General features: G+C 67.6%; 13 protein-coding genes. 7 read left to right on the plus strand and 6 right to left on the minus strand.

Annotated elements, in window-relative coordinates:
- Positions 1–32 precede the first annotated feature (32 nt).
- Positions 33–959 carry a hypothetical protein gene (locus K5L94_RS06695; protein ID WP_164086900.1) on the minus strand — a complete coding sequence of 309 codons (927 nt, stop codon included), beginning with the start codon at positions 957–959 and terminating at the stop codon, positions 33–35.
- A 219-nt stretch (positions 960–1,178) separates the two neighbouring features.
- Between K5L94_RS06695 and K5L94_RS06700 the strand changes: the two genes are divergently transcribed.
- Positions 1,179–2,159, plus strand: coding sequence for a cation diffusion facilitator family transporter (locus K5L94_RS06700; RefSeq protein WP_274512323.1), 981 nt, complete (start codon positions 1,179–1,181; stop codon positions 2,157–2,159).
- Between the two features lie 125 nt (positions 2,160–2,284).
- Here K5L94_RS06700 and nfi read toward each other — a convergent pair whose 3' ends face one another.
- On the minus strand, positions 2,285–2,968 hold the full coding sequence (gene nfi / locus K5L94_RS06705) for a deoxyribonuclease V (RefSeq protein WP_274512324.1): 684 nt from the start codon (positions 2,966–2,968) through the stop codon (positions 2,285–2,287).
- Between the two features lie 94 nt (positions 2,969–3,062).
- Here nfi and gpmA point away from each other — a divergent pair, with 94 nt between their 5' ends.
- Both gpmA and K5L94_RS06715 read left to right on the plus strand, forming a co-directional pair.
- Positions 3,063–3,812: a 2,3-diphosphoglycerate-dependent phosphoglycerate mutase gene (gpmA, locus tag K5L94_RS06710; RefSeq protein ID WP_274512325.1), complete on the plus strand. Its 750-nt coding sequence runs from the start codon at positions 3,063–3,065 to the stop codon at positions 3,810–3,812.
- A 208-nt stretch (positions 3,813–4,020) separates the two neighbouring features.
- Positions 4,021–6,114 (plus strand): M13 family metallopeptidase, encoded by a 2,094-nt coding sequence (locus K5L94_RS06715; protein ID WP_274512326.1) that lies wholly within the window; start codon positions 4,021–4,023, stop codon positions 6,112–6,114.
- 498 nt (positions 6,115–6,612) lie between these two features.
- Here the strand turns inward: K5L94_RS06715 and K5L94_RS06720 are convergent, their stop codons facing one another.
- From K5L94_RS06720 to K5L94_RS06735, 4 genes are all read right to left on the minus strand, one after another.
- On the minus strand, positions 6,613–7,230 hold the full coding sequence (locus K5L94_RS06720) for an HD-GYP domain-containing protein (RefSeq protein WP_053449172.1): 618 nt from the start codon (positions 7,228–7,230) through the stop codon (positions 6,613–6,615).
- A 44-nt stretch (positions 7,231–7,274) separates the two neighbouring features.
- Complete coding sequence (gene mfd / locus K5L94_RS06725; protein ID WP_053449173.1) at positions 7,275–10,739, minus strand: transcription-repair coupling factor; 3,465 nt, start codon at positions 10,737–10,739, stop codon at positions 7,275–7,277.
- A 209-nt stretch (positions 10,740–10,948) separates the two neighbouring features.
- Entirely contained in the window at positions 10,949–11,494 is a 546-nt protein-coding gene (locus K5L94_RS06730; RefSeq protein ID WP_004150340.1) for a GNAT family N-acetyltransferase, read from the minus strand.
- A 95-nt stretch (positions 11,495–11,589) separates the two neighbouring features.
- Complete coding sequence (locus K5L94_RS06735) at positions 11,590–12,447, minus strand: 23S rRNA (adenine(2030)-N(6))-methyltransferase RlmJ (protein ID WP_006425982.1); 858 nt, start codon at positions 12,445–12,447, stop codon at positions 11,590–11,592.
- 35 nt (positions 12,448–12,482) lie between these two features.
- Between K5L94_RS06735 and creB the strand changes: the two genes are divergently transcribed.
- The 4 genes from creB (at position 12,483) to K5L94_RS06755 (ending at position 16,494) form a co-directional block, all read left to right on the plus strand.
- A complete protein-coding gene (gene creB / locus K5L94_RS06740; protein WP_274512327.1) occupies positions 12,483–13,208 on the plus strand; it encodes a two-component system response regulator CreB in 726 nt (241 codons plus the stop codon).
- Between the two features lie 3 nt (positions 13,209–13,211).
- Positions 13,212–14,672 carry a two-component system sensor histidine kinase CreC gene (gene creC / locus K5L94_RS06745; RefSeq protein WP_274512328.1) on the plus strand — a complete coding sequence of 487 codons (1,461 nt, stop codon included), beginning with the start codon at positions 13,212–13,214 and terminating at the stop codon, positions 14,670–14,672.
- A gap of 81 nt (positions 14,673–14,753) precedes the next feature.
- A complete protein-coding gene (creD, locus tag K5L94_RS06750; protein ID WP_164241361.1) occupies positions 14,754–16,073 on the plus strand; it encodes a cell envelope integrity protein CreD in 1,320 nt (439 codons plus the stop codon).
- Between the two features lie 10 nt (positions 16,074–16,083).
- On the plus strand, positions 16,084–16,494 hold the full coding sequence (locus tag K5L94_RS06755) for a hypothetical protein (RefSeq protein WP_053449176.1): 411 nt from the start codon (positions 16,084–16,086) through the stop codon (positions 16,492–16,494).
- The last annotated feature ends 91 nt before the right edge of the window (positions 16,495–16,585 follow it).

Here is a 16,585-nt window from a genome sequence, read left to right on the forward strand (position 1 = left end):
GCGCCGGGCCAGTCCCGGCGCAGCCTGGCAACCTACTTCACCTGCCGGCAATCGCGCAGGTGAACGCCACCGGTGTCCATCTTGTCGACTACGCCTTCCAGCTTCACCCAGTCGTTCTCGCGCAGGGTGGCGGCCAGTGCCATCTGATCCGGGGCCAGCGCACAGTGCACGGTGAAGTTGGCGTTGTTGTCGTCGTTCGACTGGCGTCCACCAATGCCACCGATGCCCTTCATCTTAGTGACCAGATAGCCCACTTCGAAGGTCTTGGTGAAGCGGTTGGCCTGGGCGGTGTAGACCTGGCCATCAATGATGAAACGACGGCCGAAATACTTGACGAGCAACGGCTGGTACATCGCTTCGGTGTCCGGCGGGGTACTGCTGCCGGAGAACAGTGACCTCAGCGGTGCGGTGTTGATTTCCCGCTGCAGCCGCTTGGAGTCCTTGCCCATCTGGGTGGACATGCCGACCGCGGTGGCCTGGATCGGCTTGTCGAAGCCACTGGAGACCCGCACGGCTTCCGCGATCGCCTCGCCTTCGGGGCCGGTCCTGAGCTTGTCCAGCCAACCACACAGCGCGCTGCGTGCGTCTTCTTCCTTGGCGGTCTGCCCGCGTGACAGCTTGGTGCCGACCACCACGTTGCCGCCATTGGAGGCGGTGATGATGCTGACCAACGGCATCTTCGTATCGGTCTGCAGGACGTACATCTGTCCTTCGGTCTCGGTGATGACATCTCCGCTGACGAAGTTGTTGCCCTCGTCCAGGGCCGCCTTGCGCAGCTGGCCCAGTGCACTGCGGGGCTTCAGGCCGGGAAGGGTGACCTCGGAGGTGAAGAACTGGCCATTGCGGGGGTCACCTACCGAGCGGAAGTTCTGCTGGCAGGTCTTGGCCGATGCGCTTGCCGCCATGCCCAATGCGCAGGCCATGGTGATGGCGACCCAGGGGGTCTTGGTGGTCCACATGTTCCGGATTCCTTGTGCGTGGGTGTCCATTGCGGGCAGCAACGCCGTAGCGAGTTGGCTGCCCGTTCCCCATCCAGAGGGGATGCGGCCATCATAGGGCTGCCCGGTGCGGGTGCAAGCAGCGGCCCATCGCGCGGATTCTGCAATGTTATAAACACCGTGATAGTTTCCCCACGCGTGCCGGCGTAGCCTGCCTCCCATCGCAAAGGAGCTGTTGCCATGGGCCACGACCACGATCACCTGCCATCCCAGATCCGCCACGAGAAGCCCCTGTGGTGGGCGCTCGGCCTGACCTCCACCTTCCTCGTCGTCGAAGTGGTGGGCGCGTTCTGGACCAACAGCCTGGCGCTGCTGTCCGATGCCGCGCACATGGCCACCGACGCACTGGCGCTGATGATCGCGCTGGTGGCGGTGCGACTGAGCCGGCGCCCGCCGGATGCACGGCGCACCTACGGCTATGCACGCCTGGAAGCGCTGGGCGCGATGATCAACGGCGCGATGCTGTTCGTGGTCGCCGCCTACATCCTGTGGGAGGCGGTGGGACGTTTCCGCGAGCCGCAGGAGATCGCTTCCTCCGGCATGCTGGTGATCGCCGCTGCGGGCCTGATCATCAACCTGATCTCGATGCGCCTGCTGCAGGCCGGCAGTGGCGAGAGCCTCAACGTGAAGGGCGCCTACCTGGAAGTGTGGGCGGACATGCTGGGCTCGGTGGCGGTGATCGCCGGCGCGTTGTTGATCAAGTGGACCGGCTGGAAGCCGATCGACCCGATCCTGGCCGTGCTGATCGGCCTGTGGGTACTGCCGCGCACCTACGTGCTGATGCGCGAGGCGATCAACGTGCTGCTGGAAGGCGTGCCCAAGGGCATGGACGTGGCCAAGGTGCGCGACAGCCTGTCCGACCACGCGGCCGTGCTGGACGTGCATGACCTGCACGTGTGGGCGCTGGCTTCCAGCACGCCGGCACTGACCGCGCACATCGTGATGCGCGACGGCACCGATGCCGATGTGCTGCGCCGTGAACTGGGTGGCCGCCTGCACGATGACTTCGGCATCGAGCATGTGACGCTGCAGATCGAGGCGGACCACTGCGGCGAGGCCTGTGGCGAACCTGCGCCGGCCAAGGGCGGCGAGCACGAGGGCCACGAGGGCCACGACCACGGCGAGGATGCGCAGGGTCATCGCGGCCACGTGCATCGTTGAATGGGATATGCAGGCAAGCTGAAGGGGCGACACCGGCTGGGCGAAACCTGCCTGGTAGAGTCGACTGTCAGTCGACTGTTCTGCCGAGAGGGTGCGACAAGGCCCGCGTCGCGCGCGATAGTCGACTAACCGTCGACGCTCCCCCGTCGTGAGGCCAGCCGATCCGCCAGCCGGGTCGGCTCAGGCAGGCGGTAGCCCCGCAGCGTGCGCTGCACCCAGTCCAGCGCGGTGTCCGCACTGACCCGATGGCCACCGGCCACGAACAACGGCTTGCAGCGCACCTTGCTACGCAGTACCCAACCCAGTTGTTCATTGCCGTCCAGCAGCGGCGTATGCGCGCCGGGTTCCGGTGCCGGTTCCTCAAACCGGCCCACCAGTTTCGACTTGGCCACGCCGATGCTTGGCAGGTCGGTGACCACGCCCAGGTGCGCGGCGATGCCCAACCGGCGCGGATGGCTGATGCCGTGGCCATCGACGAACACCAGGTCGGGTGTGCGCGGCAGCAAGGCCAGCGCCGCCAACAACGCGGGCAGTTCGCGGAAACTGAGCAGGCCGGGGATGTAGGGCATCACCGTGGGAATGCGCGCGATCTCCTGCGCGACAGGCCGTAGCATCGTTGCGTCCAGCAATACCGCAGCGGCGCGGGTGATGGCGCCGTCCTCCTCGAAGCCGACATCCAGCCCGGCCAGCCAGCGCACGTGGCGGGGCAGGCGGTCCTGGCGCTCCACGCGTCCGGCCAGCTGCAGCTGCTGCGCGCGGGCGGCGCTGACGCTGCCTTCCCAGCGCCCGGGGTCGATCATCGTATTCATCGGCCACAGCATCGCATGCGCGGCGCCACAGCCCGGTGAGCAGCGGCCGGGGCTACAATGGCGGCCTGCCTTTCCTCGCGTTGGAGACCCTGCAGTGACCCGTAAACTCGTACTGTTGCGCCATGGCCAGAGCCAGTGGAACCTGGACAACCGCTTCACCGGCTGGGTCGATGTCGACCTCACCGAGCAGGGGCGCCGGGAAGCGGCCGCCGCCGGCCGCCTGATGCGCGAGGAAGGCCTGCAGTTCGACGTCGCCCACACCTCCGTGCTCAAGCGTGCCATCCACACCCTGCAGGGTGCGCTGGCCGAGCTGGAGCAGGACTGGCTGCCGGTGAACAAGTCCTGGCGCCTCAATGAGCGCCATTACGGCGGCCTGCAGGGCCTGGACAAGGCCGAGACTGCGGCCAAGCATGGCGAGGAGCAGGTCAAGGTGTGGCGTCGTTCGTACGACATCCCGCCGCCGCCGATGGAGCTGGAAGATCCGGGCCACCCGATCCATGACCGCCGCTACGCCGGCCTGGACCGCAACGCGCTGCCGGGCACCGAATCGCTGGCGACCACGCTGGACCGCGTGCTGCCGTACTGGCACGACGCCATCGCGCCGCAACTGAAGGACGGCAAGACCGTACTGGTCACCGCCCACGGCAACTCGCTGCGCGCGCTGTACAAGTACCTCAACAACGTCTCGCGCGATGAAATCCTCGAGCTGAACATTCCGACCGGCATCCCGCTGCTGTTCGAACTGAACGACGACCTGACGGTGAAGTCGTTCCGCTACCTGGGCGACCCGGAAGCGGCGCGCAAGGCCGCTGAAGCCGTGGCCAACCAGGGCAAGGCGAAATAAAGCAGAAGGCCGGCGCAAGCCGGCCTTCGTTTTTGTAGAGTCGAGCCATGCTCGACTGCTCTCCGTTCCACGTTCATGACCGCTGCGGCAAGAGGCGCAGAGCAGTCGAGCATGGCTCGACGCTACAGGGGTAGGCCCTGTGACCTTTGGCCGGTCCGTCTCGCCGGCCTTCCCGGCTACCCTGTGGAATTACCCGCAGGAGAGCCTCATGAACGTCCGCAATCTGGTCCCGCTGGGCCTGACGATCGCCATCGCCGCCTCGCTGGCCGCCTGTGGCAAGAACGAAGCCGCCCCGGCCGCCACTGCCGATGCCAAGCCGGCCTTCGACCTGTCGCAGATCAAGACGCCGCTGATCTCGCTCAACAGCGCCGATCTGGACCCGGCCATTTCGGCCTGTACCGACCTCAATGGCTTCGTCAACAGCAAGTGGCTGAAGGCCAACCCGGTGCCGGGCGACCAGACCACCTGGGGCAGCTTCGAGATCCTGCGCGAGCGCTCGCTGGAAGTGCAGCACACGCTGGTACAGCAGGCCGCCGCCAGTCAGGCCAAGGCCGGTTCGGTGGAAGCCAAGATCGGTGACATCTGGAAGACCGGCAACGACGAAGCGAAGATCGAAGCCGCCGGCCTGGCGCCGCTGCAGCCGACGCTCGACAAGATCGGCGCGCTGAACGACACCGCCGCCATCACCCAGTACCTGCGCGACAGCCAGGCCGAGGGCAAGGGCGTGCTGTTCTCGCTGTTTGCCAACGCCGATTACAAGGATTCGGCCAACGTCATCGCCTATGTTGGCCAGGGCGGCCTGGGCTTGCCGGAGAAGGGCTACTACTTTGATGACGCCCAGGCCAAGATCCGCGACGCCTACGTGGCCTACATCGCGCAGGTGCTGACCCTGTCCGGCGTGGATGCTGCGCAGGCGGCCGAGCAGGCCAAGGCCGTGATGGCCTTCGAAACCCGCCTGGCCAAGGCCTCGATGTCGCGCATCGAAATGCGTGACCCGGCCAAGCGCTACAACCCGCTCAGCGCCGCCGACGCCGACACGCTGACCCCGAACTTCAGCTGGACCGCGCTGTTCGACACCCTGAAGGTGCCGGCCGCGCAGAAGTTCTCGCTGGCCCAGCCGGGCTTCTTCGGTGAGATGGACAAGATGCTGGCCGACGTGCCGGCCAGCACCTGGCAGGCTTACCTGCGCTTCCACACCATCGATGATGCTTCGCCGTACCTGAGCAGCCCGTTCGAGAAGGCCAACTTCGACTTCTACGGCACCACCCTGCGTGGCCAGAAGGAAATGCAGCCGCGTTGGAAGCGCGTGCTGGAGTCGGTCAATGGCGGCATGGGTGAAGCGCTGGGCCAGCTGTACGTCGACGCCGTGTTCCCGGCCGAGTCGAAGGTGGCCATGCAGCACCTGGTGGAGAATCTCTCGGTAGCGCTGAAGGCGCGCCTGGAGCAGCTGCCGTGGATGGGCGAGGAAACCAAGAAGAAGGCGCTGGAAAAGTGGGCCAGCTTCACCCCCAAGATCGGTTACCCGGACAAGTGGCGTGACTGGGCCGGCCTGCAGACTAACGGTGACAGCTACCTGGGCAACATGCAGGCCGCGCGTGCGTTCAACTACCGCTACATGCTGGACAAGATCGGCAAGCCGGTGGACAAGACCGAGTGGGGCATGACTCCGCAGACGGTCAACGCCTACTACAACGCCACCAAGAACGAGATCGTGTTCCCGGCGGCAATCCTGCAGGCGCCGTTCTTCGACGCCAAGGCCGATCCGGCGCTGAACTACGGCGGCATCGGTGCGGTCATCGGTCACGAGATGATGCACGGCTACGATGACTCGGGCAGCCAGTTCGCCGCCAACGGCAACTTCGACAACTGGTGGACCGACGGCGATCGCAAGGCCTTCACCCAGCGTACCGACCAGCTGGTCGCGCAGTTCGACGGCTATGAGTCGGTGCCGGGCGTGTTCGTGAAGGGCAAGCTGACCCTGGGCGAGAACATCGGCGACCTGGGTGGCCTGACCGTGGCCTACGACGCGCTGCAGATGGCGCTGAAGGAAGACCCGAAGGCGAACGTCGCAGTCGATGGCCACAGCCAGGACCAGCGCTTCTTCATGAACTGGGCCACCGTGTGGCGCCGCAACTTCACCGACGGTGAACTGCGCGTGCGTTTGAACACCGACCCGCACGCCCCGGCCAACTTCCGTGCCAATGGCGCGCCGTCGAACATGCCGTCCTTCGCTGCCGCGTTCCAGTGCAAGGCCGGCGACGCGATGGTGCGTGCCGACGACAAGCGCGTGGTGATCTGGTAATCGATCGCACGTGATGCGTGATGCGAAAGGCCCGGCGAACGCCGGGCCTTTTGTTTGTCGGCCCGGTGGCGCCGGATCGGTAGAATCGACCGTTGGTCGACTATCGCGCGCAGCGCGGGATGTTCTCGATCTGGACGAAGGGCAGTCGACCAACCGGCCCGACGAAACCCGCTTGGTAGAGTCGACCGTTGGTCGACTATCGCGCGCAGCGCGGGATGTTCGCGATCTGGACGAAGGGCAGTCGACCAACCGGTCCGATGGAACCCGCTTGGTAGAGTCGACCGTTGGTCGACTATCGCGCGCAGCGCGGGATGTTCGCGATCTGGACGAAGGGCAGTCGACCAACCGGCCCGACGAAACCCGCTTGGTAGAGTCGACCGTTGGTCGACTATCGCGTGCAGCGCGGAATGTTCGCGATCTGGACGAAGGGCAGTCGACTAACAGTCGACTCTACCGGCGCGTCGGCGGGCGCGTCAGTTGATACCCGGCGGCAGGCAGTTACGCCAGCTCCGGCTCCTGCGCCAGCATGCGGTGGAAGCGCTGCAGCACGTAAGGATCGACCAGGCCACCGGACTGGTTCTCGATGATGCCCAGCGCAGCCTCGCGCGCCATCGCGGCACGATAGGGACGCACGCTGGTCATCGCATCGTAGGCATCGGCGATGGTGACGATGCGCGCACCCAGCGGAATGCTCTCGCCACGCAGACCATCGGGATAGCCGCTGCCATCGAATGCTTCGTGATGGGCACGGATCAGCCGTGCAACCGGTGCGGCATCGCTGCGCCCGGTGGCCAGGAAGATATGCTCGCCGCGCACCGGGTGCTCACGCATGATCGCGCGCTCTTCGTCGGTGTGCCGGCGCGGGGCCAGCAGCACGTCGTCGGGGATGCCGATCTTGCCGATGTCGTGGAAGCGGGCGGCCAGGCCGATCTGTTCACAGGCCTCGGTGTCGAGGTCGCAGTGCGCGGCCAGGCGCTGCGCGAGCAGGCCGACACGGTCGCAATGGTGGCGGGTGTAAGCGTCGCGCATCTGCAGCGACATCGAGAGGGCATCGATCAGGCAGGCCTGCGCGTGCAGCAGGTCGGGGGCGGGTACGGCGTCAGGAAACATGGGCATCCACCCGCACCGGGTGGGGACCGGTGCGGGGTATTCGGGGGCGATCAACCCGGGGCGAGGGTGGTCAGGAGGGCGCGGGCCGCGTTGAAGCGGTCTTCCGGCAACGGCAGTGGGTGCTTGATGCGCAGCTTGTCGGGCCCTTCCATGGCGTAGAGGTTCGGTTGCTTCTGGATCAGCTGGATCACCGCCATCGGGTCGATGTTCGGCTTGGATTCGAACACGATGCGGCCACCGTTCTCGCCCAGGTCCAGCTTGCGGATGCCGAGCGTGTTGGCCTTCAGCTTCAGCTCGGCGATGGCGAACAGGTGCTTGGCCGCATCCGGCAGCAGGCCGAAGCGGTCGATCATCTCCACCTGCAGCTCGCGCAGTGCATCGCTGTCGCGCGCGCTGGAGATGCGCTTGTACAGGGTCAGGCGGGTGTGCACGTCCGGCAGGTAGTCTTCCGGAATCAGCGCCGGCACATGCAGCTCGACTTCGGCGCCGCGCACTTCCTCGCCGGCATCCAGGTCGGGCAGCTTGCCCTGCTTGATGCTGCGTACCGCGCGTTCCAGCAGTTCGGTGTACAGGCTGAAGCCGACCTCGGCCATCTGTCCGCTCTGGTCCTCGCCCAGCAGTTCGCCGGCACCGCGGATCTCCAGATCGTGCGTGGCCAGGGTGAAGCCGGCGCCGAGTTCGTCCATCGAGGCGATCGCTTCCAGGCGCTTTTCCGCATCCGGGGTGATCGAACGACGGTCGGGGGCCACCAGGTAGGCGTAGGCGCGATGGTGCGAACGGCCGACACGGCCGCGCAGCTGATGCAGCTGGGCCAGGCCGAAGCGGTCGGCGCGGTTGATGATGATGGTGTTGGCGTTGGGGATGTCGATGCCCGACTCGATGATCGTGGTCGACAGCAGCACGTTGAAGCGCTGCTTCTGGAAATCCAGCATCACCTTTTCCAGCTCGCGCTCGGGCATCTGGCCGTGGGCGATGCCGATGCGCGCCTCGGGCACCAGCTCGGACAGCTCGCGCTGCATGCGGCCGATGCTCTCCACGTCGTTGTGCAGGAAGTACAGCTGGCCGCCACGCGCCAGCTCGCGCTGGAAGGCTTCGCGCAGCAGCGCGTTGTCCCACTGCGTGATGAAGGTCTGCACCGCCAGCCGGTTCGGCGGCGGGGTGGCGATGATCGAGAGGTCACGCAGGCCGGCCATGGCCATGTTCAAGGTGCGCGGGATCGGCGTGGCGGTCAGGGTCAGCAGGTGCACGTTGGCGCGCAGCGCCTTCAATGCTTCCTTCTGGCGCACGCCGAAACGCTGTTCCTCGTCGACGATCACCATGCCCAGGTCCTTGAACTTCACGTCCGGCTGCAGCAGGCGGTGGGTGCCGACGATGACGTCGATGGTGCCGGCGGCGACCTTCTCCAGTTCGGCCTTGATTTCCTTGCTGGTCTTGAAGCGCGACAGCACTTCGACCTTCATCGGGTAGTCGGCGAAGCGGTCGCGGAAATTGCGGAAATGCTGTTCGGCCAGCAGCGTGGTCGGCACCAGCACGGCCACCTGCTTGCCAGCGCTGGCGGCGGCGAAGGCGGCGCGCACGGCCACCTCGGTCTTGCCGAAGCCGACGTCGCCGCAGACCACGCGGTCCATCGGCTGGCTGCTGGCCAGGTCGCGCAGGGTGGCGTCGATCGCGGCCAGCTGGTCCGGGGTCTCCTCGAACGGGAAACCGGCCGCGAACGGTTCGTACATCGCGCGGTCCACCTGCAGCGCCAGTCCGGCACGCGCCTGGCGGCGGGCCTGGATCTCCAGCAGTTCGGCGGCCACGTCGCGCACCTTCTCGGCGGCCTTGCGCTTGGCCTTGCTCCACTGCTCGCCGCCGAGCGAATGCAGCGGCGCGGTTTCCGCAGATGCACCGGAATAGCGACTGATCAGGTGCAGCTGGGCCACCGGCACATACAGGCGGTCGCCCTTGGCGTATTCGATTTCGAGGAACTCGCCGGGCATGCCGCCGACGTCCATCGCGATCAGGCCACGGTAGCGGCCCACGCCATGGTCCTCGTGCACGATCGGTGCGCCTTCGGTCAGCTCGCCGAGGTCGCGGATGATCGCTTCCGGCTCGCGGCCGGCACGGCGCGTGCGGCGGGTGCTGCCGGCGCGCTCGGGGAACAGCTGGCGCTCGGTCAGCACCGCGATGCGCGGATCGTCCAGCGCGAAGCCGTCTTCCAGTGGCGCCACCGCGATCGCGAAGCGCGCATCGCCGGCGAGGAAGCCGGGCAGGTCGGCCACCACCGGTGGCTTCAGCTCGGCGGCCTGCAGCACTTCCAGCAGGGCTTCACGGCGGCCAGGCGAATCGGCGGCGATCAGCACCCGGCCCGGGTAGTGGCCGAGGAAGGACTTCAGTGCATCACCGGCCGGTGCTTCGCGTGCAGCCACCGGCAGCGGCGGCAACGGCTGGTCGCCCAGCGCGTGCGCATCGGCGATGCGTGCGTGGTCGGCCGACCACACTTCGATGCGCGGCGCATCGTTCAGGCGCTCGCGCAGCAGTTCCGGCGACAGGTACAGCGCCGACGGCGGCAGCAACGGGCGCTCCACATCGTGGCGGCGCTGTTCGTAGCGCTCGCCGGTCTGCGCCCAGAACGTCTCGGCGGCTTCACCGGCACCGGCACAGACCACCGGCAGGCTGCCGCTGGGCAGGTAATCGAACAGGGTCGCGGTGCGCTCGAAGAACAGTGGCAGGTAGTACTCGACGCCGGCCGGGGCCAGCCCGGACTTCAGGTCCTGGTACAGCGCGCTGCGCCGGGTATCGACATCGAAGCGTTCGCGCAGCGTGGCCAGCACGCGGGCGATGCTGGCCTCGTCCATCGGCACTTCGCGGCCGGGCAGCATGTGCACGGCCTCGACCTTGTCCAGCGAGCGCTGGCTTTCCGGGTCGAACGCGCGGATCGAGTCGATGTCCTCGTCCAGCAGCTCTACCCGCAGGGGCTCGTCGGCACCCATCGGGAACACGTCGAGCAGGCCACCGCGCACGGCGAAGTCGCCCGGGTCCATCACCTGCGGCACGTTGCGGTAGCCGGCGCTCTCCAGGCGGCGCTTCTCGGCCTCCAGGTCCAGGCGCTGGCCGACCTTCAGGTCGAAGCTGCCGCCGATCACGTAGCTGCGTGGCGCCAGCTGCTGCAGCAGGGTCTGCACCGGCACGATCACCAGGCCGCGCTTCAGCGCAGGCAGGCGGTGCAGGGCGGCCAGGCGCTGCGAGATGATGTCCGGATGCGGGCTGAAGCGGTCGTAGGGCAGGGTTTCCCAGTCCGGGAAGGCGACCACCGGCAGGGCCGGGTCGCCGCCAAGCAGGGTCTGCAGGTCGGCTTCGAGCTGGTTGGCACCGTGGTTGTCACGGGCGATCACCAGCAGCGGGGCGTCGTGCGCACGCGCGGCCTGGGCCAGGTACCAGGCCAGGGCGGTCGGCGATGCGGGGGCGCGCCACCAGGCGCGGAGCTGGCCGGCGCGCGGCAGCGGCGGGGCGGGGTATGAGGTACGCGACATGGACCCCGGATTTTAGCAGAAGCCCGGTCGAAGCCCGCCAGGTAGTCCCGGCCGCTGGCCGGCATTCCGATACCCCAACGGTGCATGAGGCTGCCGGCCAGCGGCCGGCACTACCGGAATGCGGTGCCGGGCAGTGCCCGGCGCATCCGTAGAGTCGAGCTTGCTCGACTATCGAAACATGCGGTGCCGGGCAGTGCCCGGCCCATCCTTCAGTTGTCCAGCTCCAGCACCATCCGCACCAGGCCTTCGGCGCCGGTAGGATGAGGCACCGGCTTGAAGCCCAGCGAGGCGGCCAGCTGCTTCATCGGCTCGTTCTCGGCGGCCACGTCGCCGTACAGGCGGTCCAGGTACTTGCCGCGGCCCCACTTCACCAGCTTGCGCATCAGCTGCCGGCCCAGGCCCTGGCCGATCAGGAAGCGGCTGATCAGGATCGCGTACTCGGCTTCACGGGTACCGGGGATGATCGAGGCCCGGGCGACCGCGCCGACCACCGCTTCGCCAGCGGGCAGGGATTCGGCTGCGACCAGGGTGATCTCGGTCTTGGGATTGGGGTGGGTCAGGCGCTGGGTGGTTTCCGGCGACAGCTCGGTCACCGCCTGCAGGAAACGATCACGGATTTCTTCCGGCCCGAACAGGCTGAACGCTGCTTGCAGCGGCGCGCCATCTTCCGGGCGGATGGGGCGGATCAGCAGCTCGTGGCCGCTGGGAGCCTTGAAGATCTCATGCCAGGGCGGCATGCGGTTGCGAGTGGCCATACCGGGTGATTCCTTGGTGGTCCATCGATTGTGGCATCACCGGGGCTGCATTCCGTGAACGAAAGGCTCACGGCGGTACAGCCTCGTGAAGGCCGTTATTCGGGGGCTTTGAGCCAATCCAGGCGGGTGCTGGCACCGGGTTCGCCCAGGTGCTGGCGCAGCGCCGGCAGGGCTGGGCCGACCACCCGATCGAACTGCCAGGGCGGGTTGAGCAGCAGCATGCCACTGCCGTTGAGGCGCAGCGGCGAGTCGTCCGGGCGCACCAGGAACTCGATCGTCATCGCCGATTTCACCGGCAGCGCACTGGCCTTGCGCAGGAAGTGCAGGATGGTGCGGCGCTGCTTGATCGGGAACCACACCGCGCAGGTCGCCTGCGGCCAGCGTGCCAGAGTCTCGGCCAGGGCGGCCAGGATGTTCTGGTACTCGGCGTCCTGGGCCTCGTAGGGCGGGTCGATCAGCACCAGGCCGCGGCCGATCTTGCTGCCGTTGAACTTCGGCGGCAGCAGCGAGCGCAGCAGCGCATAGCCATCGCCCGGACGCACGTCGACGCGGCTGTCATGGGCGAACAGCGCCTTCAGCGTGGCCGTTTCGGGTTCCTGCAGCTCACACACCGCCATGCGGTCCTGCGCGCGCATCGCCTGTGCGCTCAGCAGCGGCGAGCCCGGGTAGTTGGTCAGCGCGCCCACCGGGTTGTCGGCCTGCACGGCCTTCAGGTAGCGCTCGACCACCTCCGGCAGCTTGGGCTGGGCCATCAGTCGCATGATTCCGGACTCGGCCTCCAGGGTCTTGCGGCTCTCTTCACTGGCCAGCAGGTAGCGGCCGGCACCGCCGTGGGTGTCGAGCACGAAGAACGGGCTGTCTTTGCGCTTGAAGCTGTCGATCAGGGCCAGCTGCACGATGTGCTTGAGCACATCGGCGTGGTTGCCGGCATGGAAGGCGTGGCGATAGTTCATGGGCGGCAGTGTACGGGGCGGCGGCCGCAGCGGCTATGCTGCGCGCCATGACAGCCCCTGTTGCCCATGTCCTGGTGGTCGAGGACGAAGCCGCCATCGCCGAAACCGTGCTCTATGCGCTGCGCAGCGAAGGCTATGCCGCCAGCCACTGCCTGCTGGGCAGCGAAGCCCTGCAACGTCTGCAGGCCGGGGGTATCGATCTGCTGGTGCTGGACGTGGGCCTGCCGGATCTGGGCGGCTTCGAGGTGTGCCGGCGGCTGCGCGCGCAGCCGGGCGCGGCTGCGCAGCTGCCGGTGATCTTCCTGACCGCCCGCAATGACGAAGTGGACCGCGTGCTCGGCCTGGAACTGGGGGCCGACGACTACATGACCAAGCCGTTCTCGCCGCGCGAGCTGGTGGCGCGGGTGCGTGCTCGCCTGCGCCGTGCCGCACAGCTGGCGACAGCGGGCAGCGCCGAAGCGGGCTGGCAGGAGCACGGCGCATTCGCCATCGACCGCGACGGCCGCCGCATCCGCTTCAGGGGCCAGGCGCTGGACCTGACCCGCTACGAATACGCGCTGCTGGAGGCGTTGCTGCAACGCCCGGGCGCCATCCTCAGCCGTGCGCAGCTGATGGATCGCGGCTGGGACAGCAGCGCCGACAGCGCCGACCGTACCGTGGACACGCATGTAAAGACGTTGCGCGCCAAGCTGCGTGCGGCCGGTGCCAGTGATGATCCGATCCGCACCCACCGTGGCCTCGGCTACGCGCTGGAGGTCTAGCCGATGCGCCTGGTGCTGAAGCTGTTCCTGGGCTTCTTCCTGATCACCGGCATCGCCGCGTTCTTCGTGATGCGGGTGTTCGTCAATGAAGTGAAACCGGGTGTGCGCCAGGCGATGGAGTCGACCCTGGTCGATGCGGCCAACGTGCTGGCCGAGATGGCCGCCGCCGACGTCAAGGACGGCACCATCCGCAGCGGCGGCTTCACCCGCAACCTGGCCAAGGCGCGGCAGCGCGACCTGAAGGCAATGGTCTGGCGCTTCCCGAAGCGCTCGCTGGATTACCGGGTGACCATCACCGACGCCCGAGGCATCGTCATCTACGACTCGCTGGGCCGCGACCTGGGCCGCGACAACTCGCGCTGGAACGATGTCTACCGCACCCTGCGCGGCGAGTACGGCGCCCGTTCCAGCCCGGAAGTACCGGGCGAGGAAGGCGATACCGTAATGCACGTGGCGGCGCCGGTATATGACCCGGCCGACGGACGCACGCTGATCGGTGTGCTCAGCCTGGCCCAGCCCAACCGCAGCATCGATCCGTTCATCGCCGCCAGCCAGCGCGCCATCATCGAGCGCGGGGCATGGCTGATCGGGCTGTCGGCGCTGGTCGGCGTACTGGTGACGATGTGGCTGACCACCGGCCTGGGCCAGCTCAGCCGCTATGCCCGCGCGGTCACCGCCGGCGAACCGGTACCGCCGCCGCGCCGCCGCCGCGACGAGATCGGCGATCTCGGCCAGGCGCTGGAAACCATGCGCCGCAAGCTGGAAGGCAAGGCCTACGTCGAACAGTACGTGCAGTCACTGACGCACGAGATGAAGAGCCCGCTGGCGGCGATCCGCGGTGCCGCCGAGCTGCTGCAGGAGCCGCTACCCGAGGCCGACCGCGTGCATTTCGCGCGCAGCATCGTCGACCAGCAGGAACGGCTGACCGAGACCATCGACAAGCTGCTGGCGCTGGCCGAAGTGGAGCAGCATGGCTGGCTGCAGACCCGCGACCCGATCGCGTTGCCGGTGCTGCTGGCCGAGGCGGCGGCTGCGGCGCAGGTGCGCGCGCAGGCGGCGGGCGTACAGGTGCGCATCGGCAGCGCGCCCGACCTATCCGTGCAGGGCGATGCCTACCTGCTGCGGCAGGCGCTGCACAACCTGATCGACAATGCCATCGCATTCTCACCAGCCGGTGCGGAGATCGCGTTGCAGGCCGAGGTGGACGGGCAGGGCGTGCGCCTGCAGGTGGCCGACCGGGGGGCGGGCATTCCGGACTATGCGCGCGATCGGGTATTCGAGCGTTTCTATTCGTTGGCGCGTCCCGCCAGTGGACGGCGCAGCTCGGGCCTGGGCCTGCCGTTCGTGCAGGAGGTCGCGCGCCTGCATGACGGCCGTGCCAGCGTCGAGGTCCGTGACGGCGGCGGCACCGTGGCCAGCCTGTGGTTGCCGTTGAGCGTGCCGGGCCAGCGCCCGCGCCGCTGACTTCACACTCGCTTCAAATTCGCCACAAACCCTGCTCACTGCAGCGGTCCATCCTGCAGCCCTCTCCAACGAGGATGGACCATGAAATCCCTGAAAATGCTGCTGCGGTTCGCCATTGTCGGCGGGCTGATCCTGCTGCTGCTGGTTCCACTGATGATGATCCGTGGGGTCATCACCGAGCGCAGCGCATACCGCGACGAGGCCTTTTCGCGGGTTGCCGACAGCCGCGCCGGGGTACAGCGCCTGGTCGGGCCGGTGCGGGTGGTGCCGTGGGTAGAGCGCCAGCAGGTCGAAGTGGTCGACGCCAAGGGCAACAAGAAGACCGAGGTGCAGGTCAGCGAAGGCCACTGGCTGCAGATGCCGGCCACGCTGGAAGTGGGCGGTGAGATGCTGCCGAGCCAGCGCGAGGTCGGCCTGTTCAAGGTGCCGGTGTACAGCTGGAACGGCCAGCTGAAGGCAACGTTCGCCGTCGACGACTACCCGGTGAAGGCAGGCCGCAGCTACGGACAGCCGTATGTGGCGCTGGGCGTCTCCGACGTGCGCGGGCTGGTCGGTACGCCCAACCTGCGCGTGGACGGAAAGCAGCTGCGGCTGCTGCCAGGCGTCGAAGCGGCCAGCGAAGTCGGTCGCGGCCTGCATGCTCCCGTGGCCGGGTTCGCCAGCGACCAGGGCGGCAGCCTGGCCGCCAGTACCGTCGAACTGGAACTGCGCCTGGACGGCAGCCGCATGTTGTCGGTGGTGCCGGTGGGCGATGACACCCGCATCGCGCTGCGTTCGAGCTGGCCGCATCCGTCGTTCAGTGGTGCATTCCTTCCCAACGAGCGACGCGTCAATGCGCAGGGCTTCGATGCACGCTGGGCGGTGTCCTCGCTGGCGTCCGACGCGCAGCGCCAGCTGCGCAGCGACGGCGCGATCGATTCGCAGGCGGTGACCGTGTCGCTGGTCGATCCGGTCGATACCTATACCCAGGCCGACCGCGCTTCCAAGTACGGCGTGCTGTTCGTGCTGCTCACCTTCGTCGGCTTCATCCTGTTCGAACTGATCAAGTCGCTGCGCATCCATCCGCTGCAGTACCTGATGGTGGGCCTGGCGCTGGCGATCTTCTTCCTGCTGCTGATCAGCCTGTCCGAGCACATCGCGTTCTGGAAGGCCTACCTGGTCTCGGCCGTGGCCTGCATCGGGCTGCAGGCGGTGTACCTGGCCAACGTGCTGGGCCACTGGAAGCGTGGCCTCGGCTTTGCCGCGCTGCTGACCGTGTTGTACGGCGCGCTGTATGGGCTGCTGGTGTCGGAGAACAACGCGCTGCTGATGGGCTCGCTGCTGCTGTTCGTGATCCTGGCGCTGGCGATGTGGGTGACCCGCCGGGTCGACTGGTACGCGCTTGGCGCGGAACTGAAGTAAGGAGGACGCCATGGGCTGGCGCCACGGATTGCGGCAACGGGCACGGCAGGGCATTCCGGCCCTGCTGGAAGTGGATGCACTGCTGCAGGCACATGGTGTGCTGGCGGCCCTGCCGGGGGCACGGATCGCCCCCGGCCTGGTCCGCTTCCAGCTGGCCGCGGTCACCTGCGAGGGATTGCAGGGCCAGGGATTGGACTGGTTGCAGGGTGCGCGGCAGGGACGCGGCGCGCTGGCGGGCAGGGTGCCACGCTACCGGCCATGGAAGGCCGGAGCGGAGGCGCTGGCCGAGATCGGCATCGGCGGCCTGCCGGAGGACTGGCCGGCACATGCGGCGGTGTACGGCTGCAGCAGCATCGACCGGCGGCACTGGTTGCTGCTGCTGCCGGCGCGGGCGCAGCTGTGGCTGGGCTGGAGTGGATGATTCGGCTGTTCATCCACGCATGGCGTGGATCTACGGGCGGGAACCCAGCCCTTTGGTGGGTGCGAACCAACCGATCACCTGTGGGTGCGAA

The sequence above is a fragment of the Stenotrophomonas forensis genome, from assembly GCF_028752115.1.
GTDB lineage: Bacteria > Pseudomonadota > Gammaproteobacteria > Xanthomonadales > Xanthomonadaceae > Stenotrophomonas > Stenotrophomonas forensis.

Coding starts and splice junctions, on each gene's coding strand:
- creD (WP_164241361.1), top strand. CDS start 14,754: ATGAAATCCCTGAAAATGCTGCTGCGGTTCGCCATTGTCGGCGGGCTG.
- K5L94_RS06730 (WP_004150340.1), bottom strand. CDS start 11,494: ATGGCCACTCGCAACCGCATGCCGCCCTGGCATGAGATCTTCAAGGCT.
- K5L94_RS06700 (WP_274512323.1), top strand. CDS start 1,179: ATGGGCCACGACCACGATCACCTGCCATCCCAGATCCGCCACGAGAAG.
- nfi (WP_274512324.1), bottom strand. CDS start 2,968: ATGAATACGATGATCGACCCCGGGCGCTGGGAAGGCAGCGTCAGCGCC.
- K5L94_RS06755 (WP_053449176.1), top strand. CDS start 16,084: ATGGGCTGGCGCCACGGATTGCGGCAACGGGCACGGCAGGGCATTCCG.
- K5L94_RS06715 (WP_274512326.1), top strand. CDS start 4,021: ATGAACGTCCGCAATCTGGTCCCGCTGGGCCTGACGATCGCCATCGCC.
- mfd (WP_053449173.1), bottom strand. CDS start 10,739: ATGTCGCGTACCTCATACCCCGCCCCGCCGCTGCCGCGCGCCGGCCAG.
- K5L94_RS06720 (WP_053449172.1), bottom strand. CDS start 7,230: ATGCCCATGTTTCCTGACGCCGTACCCGCCCCCGACCTGCTGCACGCG.
- K5L94_RS06735 (WP_006425982.1), bottom strand. CDS start 12,447: ATGAACTATCGCCACGCCTTCCATGCCGGCAACCACGCCGATGTGCTC.
- creC (WP_274512328.1), top strand. CDS start 13,212: ATGCGCCTGGTGCTGAAGCTGTTCCTGGGCTTCTTCCTGATCACCGGC.
- creB (WP_274512327.1), top strand. CDS start 12,483: ATGCTGCGCGCCATGACAGCCCCTGTTGCCCATGTCCTGGTGGTCGAG.
- K5L94_RS06695 (WP_164086900.1), bottom strand. CDS start 959: ATGTGGACCACCAAGACCCCCTGGGTCGCCATCACCATGGCCTGCGCA.